We start from the raw sequence: 26281 nt of genomic DNA on the forward strand, positions 1-26281 counted from the left end.
GTGTTAGGCACGCCGCCAGCGTTCGTCCTGAGCCAGGATCAAACTCTCAATAAAAAGTTTAATCTGTACTCTTAAAACTTAAATTCGTAAAAAGAATTGCTGGTTTTGTATTATATAAATCTGTTCAATTTTCAAAGATCTTGTGTCGCTCTCACGACTGCTTTTTTATATTAACACTTAAGTTTCTTTTTGTCAACAACTTTTTTTGAAAAACTTTTTTGTTTTAAAAAAGATGTTTTTGAAACTTTTTTGTGTTTCGTGTCCGTTTCCTTAGGACGGATATTATAGTAACACGATTATACATTATGTCGATATATATATTATTTATTTCAACCTAATTATTCTTTCTATACTCTTATTTTCTCTTAATTACTATAAATTTCTTATAATGATACACGTGGATATGTTAACGCTAATTTTTATCGCATTATGTTAAATTTACAAGCTTTTCTTCATTTAACTTATATTTTTCTATTTATTTTCGATATAATACTTATAAGATTATTTAAATTTTGTCAGGAGGCAATTTAATGAAAAAACTTTTACTAGCTGCACTTCTTTTAGTTCCTCTTACCTTTATAGGTTGTGGTAAGGACGATGCTAAAGGAGTTAGCCTAAACGAAAATAATACAAATACTGAAAGTACTACAATAACACCAAAGACTATACCAATTCATTTTTCAGTGAGCGATAAAACATATTATCCTTCTAATTTTGTTATCTCTAAATCTTCAACCTATTTTCCGAATCCAGACAACAACGGAAAGATAACTTACATAGATAATAAAAAGATAAAAAAAGATATTTCATCAGACCTTAATAACTTTTATGAAAACTTTGCTTCTTCTTTAGCTTTTAATAATGATATTATTTATTTTTCAGATTGGAAAAATAACGATCCTTTAAAACAAATTAATTTAATAAATGAAGAAGTTACTCAATTAAATAGTATGCCAGCTAAAGATTTAGTTTTTGCAGATAATAGTATTTTCTTTATTAATAGTAAAACTAAAGAACTATTTAAATATGATACAAAATCCAAAAAAACTCTAAGACTTACATCTGATAAGGCTGGTAGATTTATAGTAAATGGTAAAAATGTACTCTACCAAAACTTAAATGATGGACTTAAGCTATATGCTATAGGAGAAGATGGAACTAATAGAGTTAAATTATCAGATTATCCAGTTCAAAGCTTCATTCCATATGATAAGAATATATTATTTATAAACCCATCTGATAATAATTCAATATATTTATTAGATGTTGCCACTTCTAAAGCAAAGAGAGTCGCTAAAATAAATGGTGAAGACTTAAAGATGTATAAAAAGGATATATTATTCTTAAATAAAGGCGCTAATGATACTGTTTGTTCTATAAAGTTAGATATTAAAAATGATAAATATAAAGTATCTACTGTTATTTCTGAATCAGTTAATGAATTTTATCCAACAGAAGAAGGAATTTTTTATCTGCCGAGTATAAACGTCAATAGATTTCAATACAAAAAATAAAGAGATAAGCTTTTAAGCTTATCTCTTTAATTTTATATTATAGATTATTTATTATCTCTTTAAATTTATTTCCTCTTATCATAAAGTTTTTGAACATATCAAAAGATGCACAAGCTGGAGCTAAAGTAACTATATCGCCAGGCTTTGCTATTCTCTTAGCTATATTAACTGCATCCTCAAGTGAAGTTGCCTCTTCTATAGTTATATCTACCCCATCTTCTTCTTTAAGCTTTTTAAAAGCATCTTTAATTAACTCTTTAGTATCTCCCATAACTATAAGTTCTTTTATAAACTCATGCCCTTCTTTTGCAAGAGGTGCAAATGGTATATGTTTATCATACCCACCAGCTATAAGTATTACTTTTCTTTCAAACGCTCTTAGTCCTGCAAGTGTTCTAGTTGGGCTTGAAGCTATAGAGTCGTTATAGTATTTAACTCCATCTATCTCTCTTACAAACTCACATCTATGTTCAACACCTGTAAATGTCTCACAAACTCTTTTCATTGATTTTATAGATACGTCATCTTTAACTGCTGCAAATGCTGCTAGATAGTTTTCTACATTATGCATACCTTTTATAACTATATCTTCTTTTTTGCATACTTCTTTTCCATCTAAGTAAAGCACTCCATCTTTATAATAAGCACCATCTTCTATTTCTCTTTTTGAACTGAATTCTCTTATCTCGCCTTTAAATTCATTTCTGAATCCATACGTTATTTCATTTTCTCTATTAATAACTAAAATTCCATTTTCATCAGCATATTTAAATACATTTTTCTTAGCATCTATATATTCTTGCATATCTTTATGCATATCTAAATGGTTTGGGGCTAGGTTTGTGCAAATCGCAACTTCCATAGGTAAATCCATAGTCATAAGTTGGAAACTTGATAATTCAAGTACAACCATATCCTTTTTTTCTATTTCTTCTATTCTAGAAAATAGAGGTGTTCCTATGTTACCACCAACCCAAGTTTTATATCCTTCTTCTATTAATAACTTAGAGATTATAGTAGTTGTTGTTGTTTTACCATCACTACCTGTAACTCCAAATATTTTTCCTTTGCAATATCTAACGAACTCTTCCATCTCCGATGTTATATAAGCACCTTCTTTTGAAACTCTAACTAAAGCTTCACTATCTATTCTCATAGATGGTGTTTTAAATACAACGTCAAAGCCTGTTAAATTATCTAAGTAGTTTTCACCTAATGATAACTTAACTCCTTTATTTTTGAAATCTATCGCTACATCTCCTAAATCCTCTTCATTTTTCATATCGAAAGCTGTAACTTTTGCACCAAGTTCTAATAAGAAATTAATTAATGGAATATTACTTACTCCAATACCTACAACCCCTACTTTTTTGTCTTTTATAAATTTCTTGAACTCATTAAAATCCTTTTTCATACTTCTCCTCCAATTATAGTGCCTTCAGCTTAACTTTTTTGACCACCTTAAATTTTGTCCCATTTCCTAATAATTATAACACCCACATTTAAGTTTTTCACCATAATATAATCATATATATAGATATAAAAACATTTTTATTTTTTTATATGCGAAAAGCCTACCTTAGGTTAATAAGGCAGGCTATTTTTTAAAATTCTAAGCTTTTTTGGATGTAAGCTTCTAAATCTTCTATTTTAATTCTTTCTTGTTCCATAGAATCTCTATCTCTTACAGTTACTGCTCCATCTTCCACAGTTTCAAAATCAATTGTTATACAGAATGGTGTTCCTATTTCGTCTTGTCTTCTGTATCTCTTTCCTATGCTTCCAGCTTCATCATACTCAACGTTGAATTTTTTAGCTAATAAAGAATATACTTCTTCAGCTTTTTCTGAAAGTTTTTTAGATAATGGTAATATTGCAGCTTTGTAAGGTGCAAGTGCTGGGTGTAATCTCATAACTACTCTTGAATCTTGTTTAGTTTCTGTAGATAAGTCTTCTTCTTCGTATGCATTTACTAAGAATGCAAGTGCAACCCTATCAGCCCCAAGTGATGGTTCTATTACGTATGGAACGTATTTTTCATTAGTTTGAGGGTCTAGGTAACTCATATCTTGACCTGAATGCTCTTGGTGTTTCTTTAAGTCGTAGTCAGTTCTGTCTGCTATTCCCCAAAGTTCTCCCCATCCGAATGGGAATAAGAATTCTATATCTGATGTAGCATTTGAGTAGAATGATAATTCTTCTTCTCCATGGTCTCTCATTCTTAATGATTTTGCATCCATTCCTAGGTTTAATAGGAAGTTCCAACAATAATCTCTCCAGTATCCAAACCACTCTAAGTCAGTTCCTGGTTTACAGAAGAATTCAAGTTCCATTTGCTCAAACTCTCTAGTTCTAAATGTAAAGTTTCCTGGTGTTATTTCATTTCTGAATGATTTACCTATTTGACCTATTCCAAATGGTACTTTCTTTCTTGAACTTCTTTGAACTTGTTTGAAGTTTACGAAAATACCTTGTGCTGTTTCTGGTCTTAAGTATATTTCATTTTTAGCATCTTCTGTTACACCTTGGAATGTTTTAAACATAAGGTTAAATTGTCTTATATCTGTGTAATTCATTTTTCCACAGTTTGGACAAACTATATTATTTTCTTCTATATAAGTTTTTAACTCTTCATTTGACATACCATCAGCTGAAGCAACTTCTACTCCTGATTCTGTCATATGGTCTTCAACTAATTTATCTGCTCTGTATCTAGTTTTACATTCCTTACAGTCCATTAAAGGATCTGAGAATCCTCCTAAGTGACCTGAAGCTTCCCAAACACTTTTGTTCATTAATATAGCGCAGTCAACTCCTACGTTATAAGGACTTTCTTGGATGAACTTTTGCCACCAAGCCTTTTTAACGTTGTTCTTAAACTCTACTCCTAATTGACCGTAATCCCATGAGTTTGCAAGTCCACCGTATATGTCTGAGCCAGGGAATATAAATCCTCTGTTTTTACATAACGCTACGATTTTTTCCATAGTCTTTTCTACTGCCATAATTTATCCCTCCAAATTAATTTTTTGTAATAAAAAAAGCCTTAAAGCACAATAAAGGGACGAAATTTCTTTTCCGCGGTTCCACCCTTCTTGGCTAAAGCCCATCTTTCTAAATAACTGTACTCCAAAGCTCCCTTCAATCCAAACTTCTAATGATTTTCACCTTCCATCATCTCTCTAAAAGAAATCTTTTGAATTTACTCTTCTTTTTCGACGTACATATGAAATTATATTATTAATTTTACCAAATGGTTTCTATATGTCAAGAATTTATCTATAAATAAGTATTATAATTTATTTATATACTATTTTAAAGAAGGGATGGAATTATATGAAATACATTTTAAGTGAAAATCTTGTAGCCATATCAAATGACTATAAAGTAAAAGATACAGAAGGTAACTTACGCTATGAAATTGACGGTAAAATCAGCGCCTCTTCAGAAAAGTTATATTTTAAAGATCATAGTGGAAATAAATTATTTAAATTAAAAAAGAAACTTTTAAGTTTTAATGATTCTTTTATTATCGAGAAAAACGGAGAAGATTATGCAGAAGTTCATAAAAAACTCCTTACTCCTTTAAAAGAAAACTTTATCTTAGACACACCTTACGGGGAAATTGAAATAAAGGGGGATTTTATAGATCACGAATTCGAGTTTTTTGATGAGGATAATGAAAAAATAGCTAAAGTTTCTAAAGACCTTATTTTAGAAACTGATAAATACGTAGTAGATGTATTTGAATTTGATGATCATGCACTTATTCTAGCAGCTTCTATAATCATAGATTTAGTAGAGCACGATGAGGGTGAAGAGTAAATAAAAAAAGCAGTGATAAATTCACTGCTTTCTTTGGCTCCGCGAAGAGGACTCGAACCTCCAACCTATCGGTTAACAGCCGAGTGCTCCACCATTGAGCTATCGCGGATTATTAAAATTTGTGTTATTAACACAACCGACTTTGTAATGAATGATCTTAAAAGAAAATTGGCTCCGCGAAGAGGACTTGAACCTCCAACCTATCGGTTAACAGCCGAGTGCTCCACCATTGAGCTATCGCGGAACATTCATTACATTGAATATTATATCAGTTTTCATTTAAAATGCAAGTATTTTTTTAAAATACTTTAAATTAACATAAGTTTTTATTTAAACTACCTAAATACTTATAACTTAGCTTCTAGTTAAAGCTTTATATTATTGATTTTTATATATAAATCTTATATTTTTTAGGCAAAAAAAAACAGTGATTAAATCACTGTTTCTTTGGCTCCGCGAAGAGGACTCGAACCTCCAACCTATCGGTTAACAGCCGAGTGCTCCACCATTGAGCTATCGCGGATTATTATTAAGTGCAGTATCTTTACTAACACAAAGCGACATATGATAAACTTCCTTTTAAAATAAAAGTGGCTCCGCGAAGAGGACTTGAACCTCCAACCTATCGGTTAACAGCCGAGTGCTCCACCATTGAGCTATCGCGGAACGTTTATCACATTGATTATTATATCAAGTTTTGTAGAATTTGCAAGTGTTTTTTGAAATTTTGGTATTTATTTTTAGTTTTTATTCTATTTTTTACCAATAATAGTATTATATAATAATTACCTATTAGGAGCTGATTATATGCCATTTAAAAAAATATTGAAAAGAAATTTATTTATCGTTTTATTTCCTATACTCTTTGGAATACTACTTATATTTTTTAGTGAATCCTATTTAGATTCTGATTATATAGCATACGTATTACTCTTACCTTTTATAGCATTAGGCGGATCACTTTTAGAGTATTTTATAACTTCATGGAAAAACAAAAAATAGACATTATGATAGGATATCCTATCATAATGTCTATTTATATATTAACTATTTATTTATCGGTTTCATTGTTGGGAATAAGATAACGTCTCTAATTGATGATGAATCAGTTAAGAACATTATTAATCTATCTATTCCTATTCCAAGACCACCTGTTGGAGGCATTCCTGTTTCTAGAGCACTCATGAATTCTTCATCTAACATGTATGCTTCATCGTCTCCATATTCTCTTTCTTGTTCTTGTTGTGCAAATCTTTCTCTTTGAACGATTGGATCGTTAAGCTCTGAGTAAGCGTTACATAACTCTCTTCCGTATACGAATCCTTCGAATCTTTCAGTAAACATTTCGTTTCCTCTTTTCTTTTTAGTAAGAGGTGAAATTTCTACTGGGTAGTCTATTAAGAAAGTAGGTTGGATTAATTTTGACTCACCATACTCTTCAAATAGCATGTTAAGAACTTCCCCTTTAGTTACCTTATCTAAAGGTTTAGGGAATTCTAATCCTCTTTCTTTAGCTATAGCTTGTGCTTCTTTGTCGTCTTTAATTTCATTAAAGTCAACTCCAGCATACTCTTTAACTGCATCTACCATAGTTACTCTTCTCCAAGGTGGAGTAAAGTCTATTTCAGTTCCTTCGTAAGTGATTTTAGTAGTTCCGTTAACTTTTTCGCAAACATAAGCTACCATGTTTTCTGTTATTTCCATCATGTCGTTGTAATCTGCATATGCTTCATATAACTCTATTGCTGTAAACTCTGGGTTATGTCTAACTGATACTCCTTCATTTCTGAAGTTTTTACCCATTTCGTATACTTTATCAAATCCAGCTACTATTAATCTTTTTAAATATAACTCTGGTGCAATTCTTAGATACATATCTATATCAAAAGTATTGTGATGAGTTATAAATGGTCTAGCAGCAGCTCCACCAGCAATAGTTGCAAGTGTTGGAGTATCTACTTCTAAGAATCCTCTATCATCTAAGTACTCTCTTATAGCTCTAACTATTTTAGATCTTTTAATGAAAGTTTCTTTAACTTCTGGATTAGTGATTATATCTACTTCTCTTTGTCTGTATCTTAAGTCTGGATCCTTTAATCCGTGGAATTTCTCTGGTAGTGGCTTTAGTGATTTACAGATAAGTTCTACTTCTGAAACCTTAACTGAAATTTCTCCAACCTTAGTTTTAAAAACTTCTCCTGTAACTGCAACCCAGTCTCCTAAATCATATGCCTTGTATGCCTTAAGAGCCTCTTCTCCAACTACATCGATTTTTATAAATAATTGGATTCTACCTGCTATGTCTTGTATGTCAGAGAAAACTACTTTCCCTTGACCTCTCTTAGACATTATTCTACCTGCTAATTTAACAGTCTTTCCTTCTAACTCCTCAAAGTTATCTTTGACTTCTTGTGATACATGAGTTGTTTCTACCTTGTATACGTCAAATGGGTCTTTTCCAGCTGCTTGTAATTCAGCTAATTTTTCTCTTCTTAGAGCTTCTTGTTCACTATACTGAGCTTCTAACTCCTGTACATTCATTTCCTCAGTTGACATTGATATCCCTCCGTTTTATCTTCTAATTCCTAGGACTTCGAATTTATTAACTCCTCCTGGAACATTTATTTCTACTATATCTCCAACTTTTTTACCTATTAAACCTTCTCCTACTGGTGATTCATTAGATATTTTAAACTCCATTGGATCTGCTTCTGCTGAACCTACTATTGTATATTCAACTTCTTCATCAAATTCATAATCTTTAACTTTTACTATTGAACCTACTGCTACTATATCTGAAGGTATTTCTGATTCATCAACAACCTCAGCATTTTTTAGCATGTTCTCGATTTGCATGATTCTTCCTTCTACGAATGCTTGCTCGTTTTTAGCTTCATCGTATTCAGAGTTTTCACTTAAGTCTCCATATCCTAAAGCTACCTTAATTCTCTCAGTTACTTCTTTTCTCTTAACTGTCTTTAAGTGCTCTAATTCGTTTTCAAGCTTATTAAGACCTTCTACAGTCATAACAAAAGTTTTCTTTTCACTCATACTTAACTCCCCTTTACCAAAAACTAATTTGGGTAATATATTTTTTATTATCTTACTTGACATAAAATATACTAATCACAATTGAATTTCATTTAAAATATTATAAATCAGTGCCTATAATATGTCAACAAAGCTGACTATTCTAAGGAATCAATCGGTGTTCCAATTTCCTCCTTATATATATAGATTTCAATAGATACAACTTGGAAGAACATTTATAAAATGTTCTTCCAAGTTTAAAATTCTATTCAAAAGTATACTTATTATTCAGAAATTTTATTCATATTTTCTAATTCTTTTTTGTAATTTTTTAAAAGTTCTATAACTTCTTCACTTGTTTCTAAAGTGTTTAGCTTGTTTCTTATATCGGTACAGTTAGGTAGTCCCTTAACGTACCAAGCCGCGTGCTTTCTCATTTCTCTAGTGGCTTTATATACTCCATCGTATTTTACTGATAATTCGTAATGTCTTATACACATATTAATCTTTTCTTCTGGAGTTATATCTAAAGGCTCTTCTCCATTTAAGGCTCTTTCTATTTCTTTAAAAAGCCAAGGATTTCCCATACTTCCTCTTGCAACCATTATAGCATCACAACCTGTATGTTCTTTCATCCTTTTAGCATCTTCTCCTGAAAAAACATCCCCATTTCCTATAACAGGGATTTTAACGTGCTTTTTTATCTCTTTTATTATATCCCAATCTGCAGTTCCTGAATACATTTGAGATCTAGTTCTTCCGTGTATAGCGATTGCATCTGCTCCTGCTTTTTCAAGTTCAATTGCAAATTCTACAGCATTTATGTTTTCATCGTCAAAGCCTTTTCTAAATTTAGCTGTAACTGGCTTTGTAGATACTTCTTTTATCTTTCTGATTATTTCAGCTGCAAGTTTTGGATCTTTCATAAGTGCAGATCCATCACCGTTTTTAACTATTTTAGGTGCAGGACACCCCATATTAACATCTATTATACATATGTCATCTCTATGGCTAAAATGCTCTCTTACAACCTCTGCCATAATCTCTGGTTCGTGTCCAAATATTTGAACAGCTACAGGTCTTTCTTCGTCTGCAATTCTAAGAAGAGTTTTTGTGTTTTCGCTACCGTAATATAGCGCTTTAGCACTAACCATTTCTGTGTAAACTAATCCGCATCCTTGTTCTTTACAAAGTCCTCTAAATGAGATATCAGTCACTCCAGCCATAGGTGCTAAAAATACATTGTTTTTAAATTCTAAGTTTCCTATTTTCATAAGGCCTACTCCTTATTCTTATTGTATATTATTCTTAACCCCTCTAATGTTAAATCACTGTCTATTACATCTATTACATCAGTTTCTGTAGCAATAAGCTTTGCAAGGCCTCCAGTTCCTATAACTATAGGTTCCTCACTTATTTTAGGACGCATTTCTTCTTTTATCTTATTTACTATATATTCAACTTGCCCAATGTAACCATATAAAATACCAGCTTGCATGCTTTTTGTAGTATTTTTACATATTATTTCTTTTGGGAATTCTAATTCTATTCTAGGTAGTTTTGCAGCCCTTTCAAATAAAGCATCTGCTGATATCTTTATTCCTGGAACTATGCAACCTCCTAAATAATCCCCTTTTTCAGTTATAGAACAGAAAGTTGTTGCTGTACCAAAATCTATTACGATATTTGGCTTCCTATACTTTTCAAAAGTTGCAACTGCATTAACTATTCTATCTGCACCTACCTCTTTAGGATTATCGTACTTTATATTAATACCAGTTTTGATTCCTGGCCCAACTACTATCGGTTCTTTTTCAAAACATTTTCTTATCATATTTTCAAGAGAATGCATTATATTTGGGACTACTGATGATATAATTATCCCTTGTACTTCTTTTGGATTTAAATCACTTTGAGCAAAAAGTTGAGTAACTATCGCTCCATATTCATCAGAAGTCTTATTAACATCAGTTGAAATTCTCCAGCTTGCTATGTACTCCTCATCTCTACATACACCTAAAACTATATTCGTGTTTCCTACATCTACTAGTAAAACCACTATAGCACACCACCTTAATATAATTAAAAGCAGCTTCAATTAAGCTGCTTTTATCAAATAAAATAACTTATTTTTGACAATATAATTTTATCAATTTGACTGTATTTGTCAATACTTTAACATATATTAGAATAGTCCTATTATTTCACCATTTTCCAATATATCCATCTTATTTGCTGCTGGTGTTTTTGGAAGCCCTGGCATAGTCATAACATTTCCTGTTAAAACTACTATAAATCCAGCTCCATTTGAAATTTTAACTTCTTTAACTGTTATTCTAAATCCTTCTGGTTTTCCAAGTAAACTTGGATTATCTGAAAGAGAATATTGTGTTTTTGCCATACATATAGGTAGTTTATCTAAATTAAATTTTTCTAAAGCTTTAATCTCCCTAGAAGCTGATGGTGTAAAGTCAACTCCTGATGCTCCGTATATTTCTTTTGCTATAGTTTCTATTTTTTCTTTTATACTATTTTTTTCATCATATAAAACTTTAAAATCTGACTTTTCATTTTCTAATGCATCTAGTACTTCCTTAGAAAGTTCAATTCCACCTTCTCCACCTTTTGAGAATACGTCTGAAAGTGCTACTCTAACTCCAATTTTTTTGCAGAATTCTTTTATAAATTCAATTTCTTCATCGCTATCTGATTGGAATTTATTTATAGCAACTACTACAGGTACATTGAATTTTTTAATGTTTTCTATTTGCTTTTCTAAGTTTGATATACCTTTTTCTAAAGCTTTAACATTTGGTGTATTTAAATCTTCCTTTTTAACATCACCGTGATGTTTTAACGCTCTTATAGTTGCAACAATTACAACGCATTCTGGATTTAAATCACCATATCTGCATTTTATATCCAAGAATTTTTCAGCCCCTAAATCCGCTCCAAACCCTGCTTCTGTAATTACTATATCACTTAACTTTAACGCAAGTTTAGTTGCAATAATTGAGTTACATCCGTGTGCTATATTTGCAAAAGGTCCTCCGTGAATAATAGCTGGAGTGTTTTCTAAAGTTTGCACTAAATTTGGCTTTATTGCATCTTTCATAAGCATAGCCATAGCACCTTGAACTTCTAATTCTTTTGCATATACAGGCTCACCATCTAAATTATAAGCAACTACTATATTTCCCATTCTTTCTTTTAAATCATTTAAATCTGTAGCTAAACAAAGTATAGCCATTATTTCTGAAGCTACAGTTATCATAAATCCATCTTCTCTTAAGAATCCGTTTATTTTTCCACCCATTCCAACTACAACATTTCTTAAAGCTCTATCGTTCATATCTACAACTCTTTTGAATGTTATTTGTCTTGAATCAATTTTCAAATCATTGCCTTGGTGTATATGATTATCTATGACTGCCGCTAAAAGATTGTTTGCTGACGTTATAGCGTGCATATCTCCTGTAAAGTGAAGGTTTATATCCTCCATAGGAACTACTTGCGCATATCCGCCTCCAGCAGCTCCTCCTTTGATACCAAATACAGGTCCAAGTGAGGGTTCTCTTAGTGCTATAGTTGCATTTTTCCCCATTTTGCATAACGCTTCACCAAGCCCAACAGTTACAGTTGATTTACCTTCTCCAGCCGGAGTTGGGTTTATTGCTGTAACTAAAACTAATTTCCCGTCTTTTTCATCCTTTTTCTTATCTAAAACATCTAATGATATTTTGCACTTATACTTACCGTATTGCTCTATATCATCTTCTGATAAATTTAATTTTTTTGCTATATTAACTATAGGCTCCATATTTGCTTCTTGTGCTATTTGAATATCACTTTTCATATTTTTAATACCCCATTTCATTTTTGCTTATTTTCCGTCATTTTTAAATTTAGTATATCACTTAAAATAGATTTAGAAAATACTCAATCGAATGTTTTTTTATACTTACATATAATCATTCGTTATATAACCTTGCTATATATTTATTTGTAAATTAACATTCGTAAATAATAAAAAAGCTATACCTTTAAGGTATAGCTTTTTTTATTTTAAGCTTCGCTACAAATTTTTTCAAACTCTTCGCCATCAATTTTTTCTTTTTCTAATAGAACTCCAGCTACTGAATGAAGTTTGTTTATATTTTCTCTTAGAATTTTTTCAGTTCTTTCGTAAGCTTCGTCAATAAATCTCTTAACTTCTTTATCAATTTCTGCTCCGATTTCTTCTGAGAAGTTTCTTCCTCTTCCGATATCTCTACCTAAGAATACTTCACCATTATCTGAACTGTATGAAATAGTTCCAAGTTTTTCACTCATACCATATTCCATAACCATAGCTCTTGCTATAGCACTAGTTCTATCTATATCATTTTTAGCCCCAGTACTTATATCTCCTAGTATTATAGCTTCTGCAACCCTACCTCCAAGAAGCCCTACCATATCATCTTTTAATCTAAGTTTAGAAGTGTATGATCTGTCTTCTGTAGGTAAATGCATAGTGTATCCACCAGCTCTTCCTCTAGGTATTATACTTATTTCGTGAACTGGATCTGAGTGTTCTAATGCTCTCATTACAACAGCGTGACCAGCTTCGTGATAAGCTGTAAGCTTTCTTTCTTTTTCAATAACAACCCTGCTTTTCTTTTCAGGACCAGCTATAACTCTAGTAATAGCTTCTTCCATGTCTTGCATAGTTATTTCTTTTTCGCCTCTTCTAACTGCTAAAAGTGCGGCTTCGTTAGCTAAGTTCTCAAGGTCTGCACCTGCGAATCCTGGAGTTCTTTTTGCTAAAACTTCTAAATCAACATCTTCTGCTAAAGGTTTGTTTCTAGTATGGACTTTTAATACTTCTTCTCTACCTTTAACATCTGGTGCTCCAACTAAGATTTGTCTATCAAATCTTCCTGGTCTAAGTAATGCTGGGTCTAAGATATCAGCTCTGTTAGTTGCAGCAATCATAATGATTCCTTCATTAACACCAAAACCGTCCATCTCAACTAGAAGTTGGTTAAGTGTTTGTTCTCTTTCATCGTGGCCTCCACCAACACCTGCTCCTCTTTGTCTACCTACAGCATCTATCTCATCGATAAATACAATACAAGGTGAGTTCTTTTTAGCGTCTGCAAATAAGTCTCTAACTCTTGATGCACCTACACCTACAAACATCTCAACGAAATCCGAACCTGAAATACTGAAAAATGGTACTCCAGCTTCTCCTGAGATAGCTTTTGCAAGAAGAGTTTTACCAGTTCCAGGAGGTCCTACTAAAAGAACTCCTTTTGGGATTCTAGCACCCATGCTAGTATATTTTTTTGGATCTTTTAAGAAATCTACAATTTCTTCTAACTCTTGCTTCTCTTCATCTGCACCTGCAACATCTTTAAAAGTAACTGTTTGTGATTCTGGAGTTGCTATTTTTGCACGGTTTTTACCGAAATTCATAACTCCTCTTCCACCACCAGATCCTCCTTGTGATTGTTGAGTCATAACAAAAAGAAGAACTAAAAATAATACTACCGTTAGGATTGTTGGCACTAATGATAACCAAGCCCCACTGTTTGAAAGTGGTTCAAATTCAACCTTAACTGCTTCTTTAGGTGCTTTTGTCATTAAATCTGATAAAAGAGTTTGCGGAACTATAGTCGTAAACTTTTTATCACCCTTCATAACACCATCTACTGTCATAGAATCTTCGTGAACATATATACTTGTTATCTGATCTGTATTCCATTTGTTTTGGAATGAACTATATGAAATTGTCTCTGACTTATTTCCAGACTCCCACAGGGCAACTGAAGCAAAGACTATTACAACCAAAATTACAATGTACATAGCGGCACTTGAATGTTTTTTCTTCATAAAGGTCCCCCTCTCTTTTTTTAAATATTATTAAAAAATTTTATCATAGTAATTTACATATGACAATTATATTATTTTTCGTAAACTTCTTCTTTTAATATACCTATATAAGGTAAGTTTCTATACTTTTCTGCGTAGTCTATTCCATATCCTATTATGAATTCATTTGGAACTTCAAAACCTATGTATTTAACATCTAAATCTGCTGTTCTTCTCTCAGGTTTGTTTAATAATGAAACTATTTCTATACTACTAGCTTTTCTAGCTTTTAAGTAGCCTAATAGGTAGTTTAATGTTATTCCACTATCAACTATATCCTCTACTATTAATACATGTTTGTTTTCAATGCTGTGGTCTAAATCTTTTAATATTCTAACCACTCCTGAAGTTTCAGTTGAATTCCCATAGCTTGATACAGCCATAAAATCTAATTCACATGGAATTGATATATTTTTAATTAGGTCTGATGTAAATACTACTGAACCTTTTAATACACCAACAACAACTAAATCTTTTCCTCTGTAATCCTCACTTATCTTTTCACCAAGTTCTTTTACCCTTTCTGCTAATTGTTTTTCATCAAATAATACTTCTTTGATATCATTTTTCATAGTCTTATCCCCTTTTCTCACAAATTACTTTTAAAATAGTTTTTGTGTCTTTAGTTACTTTAAATATATCTGATAATTTCACGTCTACTACCCACGCTATATTATCGTCAAATTGAAGTATTGGAGTAATATCTCTTTGATTTACTGGTATCTTCATATTAATAAAGATATCTTTAAGCTTTTTGCTTCCCTTCATACCAAAGGGAACTATTTTATCTCCATTCTTTCTAGCCCTTAAAATAACACACTTATTTAGTTTATCATAATCAAAATACTTAATTAAGTCATTATTGTTAAATTTTAATTTTTTTGCGTCTTTTAACACTTGGAATTTAAAATTATATCCTAAATAATCTAATTCTTCTTTATCAATATCTTCTTTTTCTATCATTATTTCAGTTTCTTCTTTTTCAAAACTCTCTTCTAAGGCTTCTTTTTTCTTTATTTCTATATCCCCGTAAATATTTTCTGCTACAATCCCATTAGGTAAATCGATCCTCTTATTAGTTCCTATATTATTTAACGATATTACATCATTTATATGCTTAAGTTCAAAATCATATATACTTTTTGAAACATTTGTTAATGATTTTCTTATTACTCTAGTAATTATAGCCTTATGAGATAAGAATAATTCCTTTTTTATTATTATTCTTTCTTCTTTTTCTATACATTTTTCTTTATATTCTTTTTCTACTTCTTTATTTATAAAATCATTATCAAAAGATAATATCTCACTCATCCTGTTTATTGTATTAACTATATCCTCATTAAAATGCTCTTTCATATATGGTAAAATATCTAATCTTATTCTATTTCTACTATATATAGTCTCTAAATTTGTTTTATCTATTCTAGGGTTTAATTTATTTTTTTCACAATACTCTTCTATATCTTTTCTTTCAATACCTAATATAGGCCTTATAAACACTCCATCTCTTTTAACAGGTATCCCTAAAAGTCCTTCTATACCAGTTCCTCTCATTATTCTCATAAGAATAGTTTCTGCTTGATCGTTAGCGTTATGTGCTGTAGCTATTTTATTATATCCGTATTCTTTTCTAATCTTTTGAAAGAATCCATATCTAACATTTCTTCCTGCTGTTTCTGTTGAAATACCTTCTTTTTTAGCAAGTCCCTCAATATCAACTCTTATACTATGAAAATCTAATCCTAAACTTTTACAAAGTTCTTTTGCGTAATTTTCATCATTATTCGCTTCTTCTCCTCTTATCATATGATTTATATGTGCTCCTACTATTTTTAAATCATACTCATCCTTTATACTATGTAATAAATGAAGTAAGCAAACTGAGTCAGGTCCACCTGAAAGTCCGACTACTACCCCATCCCCTTTTTTAATCAATTCATTTTTTTCTATAAATTCTTTAAATTCTCTAATCACAAAATCCACTTCCCAAATTATTTTTTATATAATACTACATTAAACTAAAATCTCCTTTAAGTAAAATAATAAAAGCCGACTTTTGTCAGCTCTTATTATTTAAACTAAATTTTAATATACCGCACTTACTCTAGAGACTACAATAGTCATATCATCTTTTATTCTTCCATTATTAACTCTTTTTGATTCTTCTAATATATCCGTAACAAGATCTCTAGCCCCACTTTTATTTCCCTGTAAATAATGTTCAAGCCACTCTGAATTTCCTACTTCACTTTTACAAACATCTAATACCCCATCACTTAACGTTATTATAAAGTCCCCATCTCTTAAAGTTTCTTCTAACCCTTCAACCTCCATTCTATCCATAAGTCCAAAAGGTGGCATGTTTGAACTTATCTTTTTAATAGTCTTCCCTCTCTTTATAAAACTTGTAGTAGCTCCTACTTTATAGAATTTAACCTTTCCTGTGTATAAATCAATCATATTCATATCTAAAGTTGAATATTTTTCGCTCTCATCAAACTTCATGCTCATAATTGAATTAACTGTATTTAAAGATGTGTCTATATCAAAACCTGATTGCATAAATTTTTCTACTAAATCAACAGTTATCCTACTATCTCTGCCAGCTTCTGGACCTGAACCCATTCCATCACTTAAAATAGTTATATACTTTCCATTTCCAGCCTTTCCAAAAGTATAACTATCTCCAGTGTATTTTTCACCTTCTTTTATATCCATAGCCGCATAAGATATAACTTGATATTTCGGAACCTCTGATAGCGTAACTGTACAATCTTTATTATTTGGATTAATTCTACATCCATCTTCTCCAAGAGTCATAGGTGTTCTTACTATATCATTTATAATAGGTAAAACGTTCTTTGCGCAATATCTTCCCCCTTCACAGTTTTCCATATTGATTCTTACCTTTAATTTCCCTCCTTTATCTGTATAACAGAATATATCTTTGTATTTAATTGAATTTTTATTAAGTTCCTTTCTTACTACTCTTTCTAAATTTCCACACCAACTAACATCTCTTTTAAAATCATCAAACATATGATCAAGGTTTTTAGATATATTTACTATATGATTAGAAACTATCTTCCTTCCCTCTTCTATCCTCCTTCTTTCTAGTTCTTGAATTTTTGATATATTCACTATATTATCCGCTTCTTTAACAAGTAATCTTTTATGCTTACATTTCTTTTCTAAATCGCTAGGAAACTCTGGATAACCCTCCTCTCTGCTTTGAATTAATCTTTCTACCGCTATATAAGTTTGATTAAATTCTCGCTTCCAACACCTTACTCCTCTATCACAAGTGCTACAAACTCTATTACTCAAATTATCAATAAGTTCCGTACTTTTATTTTTGTATGATAACTTATCATTTTCTGACATATCTTTAATAGATGTAGCTACAAGTTCTAAAGCTTCTCCTAATACTTCAATCCTTTCTGTAAACTCTGCCTTTACCTGTTCTAAATGATTACTACTTAAATTCTCCCCCTTTATTTCATTATCTAACTCTGCCTCTATAACATTTAACACCTTTTTAGGTGATAATAAGAATATCAGACCAGCTAAAATAACTTCACTTGATCCAACTACAGTTAAATCCTTTGAATATAAAGCTAGTATAAAATAAATCAAAATCGATGATAAGAAAGAAAATATCTTTCCTGTATCTTTAAATAAGCCACAAACCAGTCCTATAACTGCATAAAAACCTACGCCAGTTATCATATTTCCACTGCTTATACCAATAACAATTCCCATAGCTACCCCTATAGCTGTTCCATTTGCTGCTCCTCCTAAATAGGAAATAAGCATTATCATAAGATATCCTAGTATATTTCGTATTGATAAATCAAATACCGTAACGCCTCCAACTCCTGCAACCATAAGGCATAATATAAGTGCAATACTTATAAGTTCCTCTACATTAAAGAAATAATTGGAGTTATATTCATATGCACACCTAAGTCCATAGTTAATTACATAATATATAGGAACTAAAACTACTGTGTTAATAGCTGCTAATGTAAAATTAAGTCCTACAGTATACCCACCAGCAATAAGTCCACTTAATATTTGTACCGTAAACACAATCCCGTAAAGTACATATATTTTAGATCTTCTCTCTAGCTTCGTTAATATAAGACTATATACTAAAAACATCAATATTGTAGCTATGTACCACATGATATCGCTTAATTCATTTATTATAGTAAAGTATCCTATAAATCCAGCTATACTAGATGCTATTACTTTACTCTCACTTCCTGTCATTATCATAGCCATTAAAAATACTATCCCAAAAGGCGCCATCCCAACAATGTCCCCTTGACCTATAAATAAAACAACCCTACTTAAAAGAAAAGTTATTATAAATGTAGCTACAACACTTTTCTGCTCACTTTCAAATCTAACTTTACTCTTATATGTAAAATCTCTCCCTACATTTTTTAAAGCACCACTATTAACTCCTACTTGCATCTTTCTTTCCCCTTTCCATATTTTGTAAATTAATTATAGCAAGAGGTTTTAAAATAATATGTCGCTATATGTTTTTCTAATTTAATTTTATTCAGACATTATTCCTTCAATCATTTTATTTTTCTATTTTTTTATTTAGTTTTTCGATAATTTATTTCTTTTTTAATTTTTTTATTTTTGAAATTACTGTATATAGATAGGCTAACTTGTTATTAATTGAATTATTTTTTATGTTATATTTTTTTATTTTCTTAATTAATATATAAGTTGCTTTATTTTAGAATTATTTTTAAACGCAAAAAAAGATCTAAGAAATCTTAGATCTTTTTGGTGCCGAAGACCGGAATCGAACCGGTACGGTGTTTAACCACCGCAGGATTTTAAGTCCTGTGCGTCTGCCAGTTCCGCCACTTCGGCAGGCATGGTAGCGGAAATAGGACTTGAACCTACGACACTTCGGGTATGAACCGAATGCTCTAGCCAGCTGAGCTATTCCGCCAAAAATTTTGGTTGCGGGAGCAGGACTTGAACCTACGACCTTCGGGTTATGAGCCCGACGAGCTACCAACTGCTCCATCCCGCGATATTAAGTTTGCCTTTAAAAATCATATATATGGTGCCGAAGACCGGAATCGAACCGGTACGGTGTTTAACCACCGCAGGATTTTAAGTCCTGTGCGTCTGCCAGTTCCGCCACTTCGGCATATATATGGTAGCGGAAATAGGACTTGAACCTACGACACTTCGGGTATGAACCGAATGCTCTAGCCAGCTGAGCTATTCCGCCAGATTTGGTTGCGGGGGCAGGACTTGAACCTACGACCTTCGGGTTATGAGCCCGACGAGCTACCAACTGCTCCACCCCGCGATATTATGTTTTAAAGAAAACTTGGTGCCGAAGACCGGAATCGAACCGGTACGGTGTTTAACCACCGCAGGATTTTAAGTCCTGTGCGTCTGCCAGTTCCGCCACTTCGGCAAGCACTGCGCTTTCTTTCGTTTCGCCGTCATCCCCTGACGACAAGATTTATTATATATTATGATATGTATACTGTCAACAAGTTTTTCAAAGTTTTTTTCATTATTTGTACAAATTTCTTTTTAAAGTAACAAAAAGCCACTGATTCCAACGCCTCAGTAGCCTTTTGTTAAATAGATTTATATATTAAATTTGTACTTATATACTAAATTAATAATTTTTTTTACTATTTTTGCCTCTGAATTCTTGATGTTTTTTTACATCTTGCATTCTTTCATCACTGTCTTTTAAGAACTTTGACATTTGATCTTCAAAGTTTCCAGCCTTCTTCTTTTTCTCTTTTTCAGTTCCCCAGTCAAATTCAACTGGTTTTAAAGATTTTTTAGGTCTTACGTTTGCTTGTTTTATTGATAAGCTGATTTTTCCGTTATCATCTATTGAAATAACTTTTACCTTCACCTTATCTTGCTCTTTTAGATGTTGTCTTATGTCTTTAACAAAAGAATCTGCTACCTCTGATATATGAACTAAACCAGTTTCGCCTCCAACTTCTACGAACGCTCCAAAATTTGTGATATTTACCACTGTACCTTCTAATATGTTTCCTGCCGCTAAGGTCATGTTTAAAAGACTCCTCCTTAAATTAAATAAAAATATCTATGTTATTACAAATAACAAACTACTTATTAGAATTTGAGTCACCTTTTTTATCACTAACTATAATTTCTCCTGGTTTAAGCATTCCAAGTCTTTCTCTAGCTAGTTTTTCTATATAATCATCAGAATTAGCATTTTTAACTTGCTCTTCAAGTCTTACATTCTCATCTTTAAGTTTTTCTAATTCCGTTTGCTTTTGACTTATCTCATCCTCAATTCTTCTAATTGCCATTTCTTGCCTAACAAATGAAATAACTATATAGCCTACGAGTACTAAGATTATTATATTTTTCCACTTTAAACCTTTTTTCATCCATAGTACCTCATTTTTTCAAATTCTATAAATCTATTTTAAACATTAATATTACTTAATTCAAGTAATTTTTTATTAAATTATATTTTGTTTTTGAATTTTCCAAAAACTAATCTAACAGGATAGAAAATATGTTTAAAACTAACCCTTAATGTTATTTTAAACCATGCAATCAAGAACATTTCCAATTTTAAAATAAATGGACTAAACACTTTTAAATATAAGCCTAAAGAAATAGTTATAAAAAGATATACATATGGCATAAAGAATCCATAATTTGTGTAAAGCAAGAAAACAAATATTACTATAGAACATAAAACCCAAAACAATATATCTTGAATAATAAGAACTACTTTAGGTCCAAACTTCCCTCTTATTATCCTATATAAATCAAATAATCCCCCAACGATAAGCCCCGCCAAAAGACTATATAAAACTATATGAAGTTGAAGGTCTATCTCTAAAGGCATTATTCACCTTTTTTTAGAAATTTCTTTAAGAAACTTCTTTTTTCTTTTTTCTTTACTTTACCGTTATAAACAAAACTATTTATATATCCTCTTATTATTACATCGCTATTTTCAATGTCTAGTTTATCCATTTTAAGCCCTTGTCCTTTGATTACAAGTCTTCCAAGTATAGTACTTAAAATAATTTTTTCGTCATCAAAGCTAACTACTTCTAAGACACCTGTAAGTGTCATTATCTTTCTTTCTTCTAATGTTAGTCCACTCTTTTTTATTTTGTTAGATATTTCTTTTTTATTATCCATATATTTCTCCCTTAATAGAATACTTCTAATAAAAAATATATGAAACTACTCTTAGTACTATTCTAAATAAGTAATATTATTTATACTTAGAACAAATTTATTCAGAAATTATTTTATACATCTCTTTTGCATCTTCTTTTTTTACATGTTCTGCAATATTTATTACTTCTGCTTTTAAAATCCTGTTTGCAAATTGAATTTCTATTATATCGCCTTCTTTGATTCCTGTTGAAGATTTTGCAATTTTTCCGTTTATAGAAACTCTAGAGCCTTCGCAGGCTTCTTTTGCAACTGTTCTTCTTTTTATAAGTCTAGAAACTTTTAAATATTTATCTAATCTCATATATCTTACCTCTTCTAAAAAAATATTTTTAACTATTATATTTCTCTATATGTAAAAAAATGGCTTACGCCACAATTTTAATTTTTCTACTATTTTTTACTGTTATTATAAAAAGAACCCGAGTCACCTCGGGTTCATTCATAACAATACTACTTGTTAACTTTTTCTTTGAACTCTTTTCCAGCTTTAAATACTGGTACTGTTGAAGCTGGTATTTCGATAACTTCTTTAGTTCTTGGGTTTCTACCTTGTCTTGCAGCTCTTTCTCTAGTTTCAAAAGTTCCAAATCCTACTAATTGAACTTTTTCACCATTTTCTAAAGCTTCTTCAACGCTCTCGATTAATGCTTTTAATGCTAATTCAGCGTCTTTTTTAGTTAAATTAGATTTTTCTGCTATGCTAGTAATTAATTCTGCTTTATTCATAATTACATCCTCCTTAAATAACCAGTTATATATTTATAGTACCTAACTGTTCTTAAATATGTACTACACTTACATTATTCTATTATATTATTACTTTTCTACATAGTCTATACCGTTTAATTAAAATGTTCTGAAAAGTTTTGTAAAGTTTACTTTTTTATTTAGTAAACTTTAATAGAATAATCTTTGCATAGTTTTTTCAAGTTATATTATTCTCCAAAAAATCTTAAAATCCTTTTATCGTAAGAATTTTTTATTGTTTTTTAGCTTCTTCCCACAATTCGTCCATTTCTTTTAAAGTCATTTCTGTTAATTTTAGGTTTTTCTTTAGTGCAGTTTCTTCTATGTGTTTAAATCTTTTAATGAATTTGTCAGTAGTTTTATTAAGTGCTTCTTCTTCGTCTACTTTTAAAAATCTAGCTACGTTTACGCAAGCAAATAGTAAATCTCCAACTTCTTCTGTTATTCTATCCCTATTTTCAGATTTATATACCTCTAAAACTTCTCTAAGTTCTTCTATTACTTTATTTGATGCGTCTTCAACATTTTCAAAGTCAAATCCAACTGAATTTGCTTTCTTTTGAACCTTATCTGCCCTAACTAATGAAGGAAGTGCTTTGCAAACAGCCTCTAGTTCTTCTGTTAAAGTTTCAAAACCTTTTTCTTCTCTTTTTAATTCTTCCCAGTTTTCTTCTACTTCTTTTGAAGAATTAACATTTTCATCTTTAAATATATGAGGATGTCTAAATACCATTTTATCGCAAATTCCTGAAATTATATCTGAAAGTTCAAAGTAACCTTCTTCCCTTCCTATAGCTGCATGGAATATAACGTGTAGTAAAACGTCCCCTAGTTCCTCTATTAAAGCATCATCATCAACCTTATCTATAGCGTCAGTAACCTCGTATGCCTCTTCTATTATTGCGTTTCTAAGGCTCTCGTGAGTTTGCTCTCTATCCCAAGGGCAACCGTAGTCCCCTCTTAATATATCTACTATAGTTATTAAATCGTATATGTCTTTTTTGTTGTTTATATCTTTTGGTATATAAACTGATGTTAAATAATCTATATCTTCTTGCATATCTAGCTCGTATAAAGGTATTTCTCTTATACTCTCAACACCTTCCACTCCAGCTGCTCTTACGAATATTATTTTAGTTTCATCGTTATAACGCTCTAATAATTTAAGTTTTACTTCTGATGCTATAAACTGATTATAAACTTGAGTTATAATAGTTCCTATTCTCTTATCTAGTATTTGGTTGTTTATATCAAAAGCATCTATTATTTTTAATCCTTCCATAGGATCAATTTTAAGTCTATCCATCATAGCGTCTATAAAACTTACAGCAGGAACAATTTCGTAGACTATATTATTCTCATCACATAATTTTATTAAATTTGTAACTGAAATCTCCGCAACTAAAGGATGTCCTGGTACTGCATAAATTAAGTCTCCTAGTTCCTCATGTTTTTTTATTAAATCTTCAGCGATGCTTTTATATACATCATCAAAATTTTCTAAAGTGTTGTAATATTTATCAAAAGTCTCAAACTTTATTCCCTCTTCTTTTATGAAATCAACCGTTGGGTGAATTTCTGTTCTAAAAAATATATTTTTACTATTTTTTAATAATCTTAAAGCTCCTACTGTTAGCGCTTCTGGCGCTCCAGGCCCAAGTCCTATAATCTTAATCATTAGGTATTCTCCTTTTTATATCATTTTCTTTTTGGTACTCTTCTTTTTAAATCATCCATATCAAAGACCCTAGCACACAAAATCCATATCATATATATTATAATACCTAAAAATACTGATATTAAGCAAGAGATAGCTACACTTGTAGTTTTCTCAAATATAAAATTATATGAATAAATAACACTTGCCCCCATAATAAGAGATCCTATTATAGGTTTTATTATATTATTATAACCTTCAAGCTTTACCTTCATATAAACTTTCATTTGGATAACATTTATTATAGTTACAAACAGATATGCTATGAAAGATGCTATAACCGATCCAAATACATTTATCTCTGGGTTTTTAACTAATATTATCGTTAAGACTAGCTTTATACCGCATCCTATAAATAAATTTATTACAGGTAACATATATTTTCCTATACCTTGCAAAATAGCTGTAGTAGTTTGCGTTAATATAATAAATGGAATTGTTAATGAAAGGTACCTTAATATTTCAAACCCTTCATGCCTACCTGGAAATAATAATCTCATTATAGGTTCTGCCATTATAAATATCCCAAACATACATGGTATAGAAATAACTGTAGAAATTTTTATAGATAAATCAACTTTTCTATTTAATTCATCATATTTTCTTAAAATAAAATTTTCTGAAATTACAGGTATTAAGGATATACTAAGTGCCATAGATAAAGTCATCGGAAGATTTATTATTACAGATGCTTTCCCTGTTAATTGTGCATATAGCACAGTTGCCTCTTCACTATTAAAACCTGCATTTAGTAATTGGTGTGGTATTACAGCTGAATCTATGATACCCATAATACTTCCAGCGCAGGCACCTAACGTAACAGGGAATGCTATTTTAAATATTTTAGTTAAAATCTCAGGCTTTGATTCAACCTTTTTAATTTTATGTTTCTTTCTTTCAGAGTGATATTTAATCATTAAATATCCCCCACCTAAAAATCCTCCAAGACTTGCACCAAGTGCAGCCCCTCCTGCCGAATAACCAATCCCCTTATCTAAAAGAATGTATGCAAGTCCTACTCCAAAAACAACTCTTCCAACTTGTTCTAAAAGCTGCGAAATAGCAGTTGGCACCATATTTTGCATACCTTGAAAAAAACCCCTGTAAACAGTCATAACTGATATTGCAATAGGCCCAATAGCAAGTCCAATCATTGCATAATAAGCTTCTTCATTCCAATTAAATGCATGAATTATAGGTTTTGCAAAAATAAACATCAATGCACTGTATCCAACACCTAAAAGCATCATAGCAATCTTAGTTTCTTTAACTATCACAAAGTTTTCTCTAAATCTTCCCATAGCATTATTTTCTGAAACTAGTTTTGAAACAGCAACAGGCACTCCGGCCCCTATCGCTATAAATAACATATATAAAGGAAAGGGCATTTGATACAGTCCTAGACCCTCGTCCCCAATAAGCATTATTATAGGCCATCTAAAAAACAAACCTAATACTTTAGTAATTATCCCTGCTACACCTAGTATTATGCTGCCCTTTACTAAAGATTGTTTTTTCATAAAATACCTCCAAACTTTTATTATTACTAATAATTTTTATTTCAAGTTTGGAGGTATTATTACTGTTTTTTTATTTAACTTATTGTTCCATCTGTTTTCCTAAGAAGTTTGCAGCTGTTTCTGCAAGTTTCATCTCAAGTTCTCCAAGTTTTTCTCCTGATTCTTTAGTTACTATAACAACTACTCCTATTGCATCACCTTCTGCTATAATTGGTGCAACTACTTGTGATGACATATTGCTGTTATCTTCATCACTATGTAATGGAATTGAATCGTTATTTTCTCCTAACAGAATTGTTTTTCTGTTATCCATAATTTCTTCTAATTCGTTACTTATTTTTCTGTCTATATAATCTTTTTTAGGTGCTCCACTTACTGAGATAAACGCATCTTTATCTGCTATTAAAATTATATGACCTATAACTTGTTGTAAACTTTCAGCATACTCTTTTGAGAAATCAGTTAGTTCACCGATTGGAGAGTATTTTTTTAAAATTACTCCACCTTCTCTATCTGTAAAGATTTCTAAAGGATCTCCTTCCCTAATTCTAAGAGTTCTTCTTATTTCTTTAGGAATAACAACTCTTCCTAAATCATCTATACGTCTTACGATTCCTGTAGCTTTCATTTATTTCAACCTCCTAATAAAACCAAATAATGTTTTTTGTCATTAATATTATTTGATTCATAAGGAATTTTATACACATATAACTATTATTTATAATTATTTATCTCTAAATTTTTCTTATTTTATTATTTAGCATACT

The 26281-nt window shown here is 31.0% G+C and carries 23 protein-coding genes, 11 tRNA genes and 1 other annotated feature; of the genes, 3 read left to right on the forward strand and 31 right to left on the reverse strand.

The window, feature by feature from the left end:
- The first annotated feature begins 530 nt into the window (after positions 1 to 530).
- A complete protein-coding gene (locus tag INR60_RS12670; RefSeq protein WP_194191883.1) occupies positions 531 to 1514 on the forward strand; it encodes a DUF5050 domain-containing protein in 984 nt (327 codons plus the stop codon).
- Between the two features lie 37 nt (positions 1515 to 1551).
- On the opposite strand, the gene murD is transcribed toward INR60_RS12670, so the two are convergent.
- On the reverse strand, positions 1552 to 2928 hold the full coding sequence (gene murD / locus INR60_RS12675) for a UDP-N-acetylmuramoyl-L-alanine--D-glutamate ligase (RefSeq protein ID WP_194191884.1): 1377 nt from the start codon (positions 2926 to 2928) through the stop codon (positions 1552 to 1554).
- A gap of 190 nt (positions 2929 to 3118) precedes the next feature.
- Complete coding sequence (locus INR60_RS12680; RefSeq protein ID WP_194191885.1) at positions 3119 to 4519, reverse strand: glycine--tRNA ligase; 1401 nt, start codon at positions 4517 to 4519, stop codon at positions 3119 to 3121.
- Between the two features lie 52 nt (positions 4520 to 4571).
- Positions 4572 to 4742 (reverse strand) — a binding site (T-box leader).
- Between the two features lie 108 nt (positions 4743 to 4850).
- Here INR60_RS12680 and INR60_RS12685 point away from each other — a divergent pair.
- Complete coding sequence (locus tag INR60_RS12685) at positions 4851 to 5339, forward strand: LURP-one-related/scramblase family protein (RefSeq protein ID WP_194191886.1); 489 nt, start codon at positions 4851 to 4853, stop codon at positions 5337 to 5339.
- A 34-nt stretch (positions 5340 to 5373) separates the two neighbouring features.
- Here INR60_RS12685 and INR60_RS12690 read toward each other — a convergent pair.
- The 4 genes from INR60_RS12690 to INR60_RS12705 all read right to left on the reverse strand — a co-directional run bounded on the left by INR60_RS12690 (position 5374) and on the right by INR60_RS12705 (position 6005).
- Positions 5374 to 5448: transfer RNA gene (locus INR60_RS12690), tRNA-Asn, on the reverse strand.
- A 60-nt stretch (positions 5449 to 5508) separates the two neighbouring features.
- A tRNA-Asn gene (locus tag INR60_RS12695) sits at positions 5509 to 5583 on the reverse strand.
- A gap of 204 nt (positions 5584 to 5787) precedes the next feature.
- A tRNA-Asn gene (locus tag INR60_RS12700) sits at positions 5788 to 5862 on the reverse strand.
- Between the two features lie 68 nt (positions 5863 to 5930).
- Positions 5931 to 6005, reverse strand: a tRNA-Asn gene (locus tag INR60_RS12705).
- 141 nt (positions 6006 to 6146) lie between these two features.
- Between INR60_RS12705 and INR60_RS12710 the strand changes: the two genes are divergently transcribed.
- The gene (locus INR60_RS12710) at positions 6147 to 6341 is read left to right on the forward strand and encodes a hypothetical protein (protein WP_194191887.1); all 195 of its coding nucleotides are present in this window, start codon (positions 6147 to 6149) and stop codon (positions 6339 to 6341) included.
- Positions 6342 to 6386: 45 nt separating this feature from the next.
- On the opposite strand, the gene lysS is transcribed toward INR60_RS12710, so the two are convergent.
- The 25 genes from lysS to spoVT all read right to left on the reverse strand — a co-directional run bounded on the left by lysS (position 6387) and on the right by spoVT (position 26142).
- Positions 6387 to 7895: a lysine--tRNA ligase gene (lysS, locus tag INR60_RS12715; protein WP_194191888.1), complete on the reverse strand. Its 1509-nt coding sequence runs from the start codon at positions 7893 to 7895 to the stop codon at positions 6387 to 6389.
- A gap of 15 nt (positions 7896 to 7910) precedes the next feature.
- Complete coding sequence (gene greA, locus INR60_RS12720) at positions 7911 to 8390, reverse strand: transcription elongation factor GreA (RefSeq protein ID WP_194191889.1); 480 nt, start codon at positions 8388 to 8390, stop codon at positions 7911 to 7913.
- Between the two features lie 263 nt (positions 8391 to 8653).
- Positions 8654 to 9643 (reverse strand): tRNA dihydrouridine synthase DusB, encoded by a 990-nt coding sequence (gene dusB, locus INR60_RS12725; protein ID WP_194191890.1) that lies wholly within the window; start codon positions 9641 to 9643, stop codon positions 8654 to 8656.
- A gap of 5 nt (positions 9644 to 9648) precedes the next feature.
- Complete coding sequence (locus INR60_RS12730; RefSeq protein WP_194191891.1) at positions 9649 to 10428, reverse strand: type III pantothenate kinase; 780 nt, start codon at positions 10426 to 10428, stop codon at positions 9649 to 9651.
- 126 nt (positions 10429 to 10554) lie between these two features.
- The gene (locus INR60_RS12735) at positions 10555 to 12225 is read right to left on the reverse strand and encodes a formate--tetrahydrofolate ligase (RefSeq protein WP_194191892.1); all 1671 of its coding nucleotides are present in this window, start codon (positions 12223 to 12225) and stop codon (positions 10555 to 10557) included.
- Positions 12226 to 12434: 209 nt separating this feature from the next.
- Positions 12435 to 14243 (reverse strand): ATP-dependent zinc metalloprotease FtsH, encoded by a 1809-nt coding sequence (gene ftsH / locus INR60_RS12740; protein ID WP_194191893.1) that lies wholly within the window; start codon positions 14241 to 14243, stop codon positions 12435 to 12437.
- Positions 14244 to 14314: 71 nt separating this feature from the next.
- Positions 14315 to 14854, reverse strand: coding sequence for a hypoxanthine phosphoribosyltransferase (gene hpt, locus INR60_RS12745; RefSeq protein WP_194191894.1), 540 nt, complete (start codon positions 14852 to 14854; stop codon positions 14315 to 14317).
- A 4-nt stretch (positions 14855 to 14858) separates the two neighbouring features.
- Entirely contained in the window at positions 14859 to 16259 is a 1401-nt protein-coding gene (gene tilS / locus INR60_RS12750; protein ID WP_194191895.1) for a tRNA lysidine(34) synthetase TilS, read from the reverse strand.
- Positions 16260 to 16370: 111 nt separating this feature from the next.
- Complete coding sequence (gene spoIIE, locus INR60_RS12755) at positions 16371 to 18767, reverse strand: stage II sporulation protein E (protein WP_194191896.1); 2397 nt, start codon at positions 18765 to 18767, stop codon at positions 16371 to 16373.
- 328 nt (positions 18768 to 19095) lie between these two features.
- Positions 19096 to 19184 (reverse strand) — tRNA-Leu (locus INR60_RS12760).
- Between the two features lie 5 nt (positions 19185 to 19189).
- Positions 19190 to 19266: transfer RNA gene (locus tag INR60_RS12765), tRNA-Met, on the reverse strand.
- Between the two features lie 8 nt (positions 19267 to 19274).
- Positions 19275 to 19350 (reverse strand) — tRNA-Met (locus tag INR60_RS12770).
- 31 nt (positions 19351 to 19381) lie between these two features.
- Positions 19382 to 19470 (reverse strand) — tRNA-Leu (locus INR60_RS12775).
- A gap of 7 nt (positions 19471 to 19477) precedes the next feature.
- Positions 19478 to 19554, reverse strand: a tRNA-Met gene (locus tag INR60_RS12780).
- A 5-nt stretch (positions 19555 to 19559) separates the two neighbouring features.
- Positions 19560 to 19635: transfer RNA gene (locus INR60_RS12785), tRNA-Met, on the reverse strand.
- Positions 19636 to 19657: 22 nt separating this feature from the next.
- A tRNA-Leu gene (locus INR60_RS12790) sits at positions 19658 to 19746 on the reverse strand.
- 210 nt (positions 19747 to 19956) lie between these two features.
- The gene (locus INR60_RS12795) at positions 19957 to 20367 is read right to left on the reverse strand and encodes a S1 domain-containing RNA-binding protein (protein ID WP_194191897.1); all 411 of its coding nucleotides are present in this window, start codon (positions 20365 to 20367) and stop codon (positions 19957 to 19959) included.
- Between the two features lie 58 nt (positions 20368 to 20425).
- The gene (locus INR60_RS12800; protein ID WP_194191898.1) at positions 20426 to 20716 is read right to left on the reverse strand and encodes an FtsB family cell division protein; all 291 of its coding nucleotides are present in this window, start codon (positions 20714 to 20716) and stop codon (positions 20426 to 20428) included.
- Between the two features lie 80 nt (positions 20717 to 20796).
- Positions 20797 to 21186 (reverse strand): spore cortex biosynthesis protein YabQ, encoded by a 390-nt coding sequence (gene yabQ / locus INR60_RS12805; protein WP_194191899.1) that lies wholly within the window; start codon positions 21184 to 21186, stop codon positions 20797 to 20799.
- Positions 21186 to 21488 (reverse strand): sporulation protein YabP, encoded by a 303-nt coding sequence (yabP, locus tag INR60_RS12810; protein WP_194191900.1) that lies wholly within the window; start codon positions 21486 to 21488, stop codon positions 21186 to 21188. The genes yabQ and yabP overlap by 1 nt, the downstream gene beginning before the upstream one ends.
- A gap of 97 nt (positions 21489 to 21585) precedes the next feature.
- Positions 21586 to 21831: an RNA-binding S4 domain-containing protein gene (locus tag INR60_RS12815; RefSeq protein WP_194191901.1), complete on the reverse strand. Its 246-nt coding sequence runs from the start codon at positions 21829 to 21831 to the stop codon at positions 21586 to 21588.
- Positions 21832 to 21980: 149 nt separating this feature from the next.
- Positions 21981 to 22256: a non-specific DNA-binding protein Hbs gene (gene hbs, locus INR60_RS12820; RefSeq protein ID WP_194191902.1), complete on the reverse strand. Its 276-nt coding sequence runs from the start codon at positions 22254 to 22256 to the stop codon at positions 21981 to 21983.
- Positions 22257 to 22509: 253 nt separating this feature from the next.
- Positions 22510 to 23955, reverse strand: a complete 1446-nt coding sequence (yabN, locus tag INR60_RS12825) for a bifunctional methyltransferase/pyrophosphohydrolase YabN (RefSeq protein ID WP_194191903.1) — start codon at positions 23953 to 23955, stop codon at positions 22510 to 22512.
- 20 nt (positions 23956 to 23975) lie between these two features.
- Complete coding sequence (locus INR60_RS12830; protein WP_194191904.1) at positions 23976 to 25514, reverse strand: putative polysaccharide biosynthesis protein; 1539 nt, start codon at positions 25512 to 25514, stop codon at positions 23976 to 23978.
- 79 nt (positions 25515 to 25593) lie between these two features.
- Positions 25594 to 26142 carry a stage V sporulation protein T gene (spoVT, locus tag INR60_RS12835; protein WP_194191905.1) on the reverse strand — a complete coding sequence of 183 codons (549 nt, stop codon included), beginning with the start codon at positions 26140 to 26142 and terminating at the stop codon, positions 25594 to 25596.
- Between the last annotated feature and the right edge of the window lie 139 nt (positions 26143 to 26281).

The organism is Clostridium chrysemydis (genome assembly GCF_015234215.1).
Lineage (GTDB): Bacteria > Bacillota > Clostridia > Clostridiales > Clostridiaceae > Clostridium > Clostridium chrysemydis.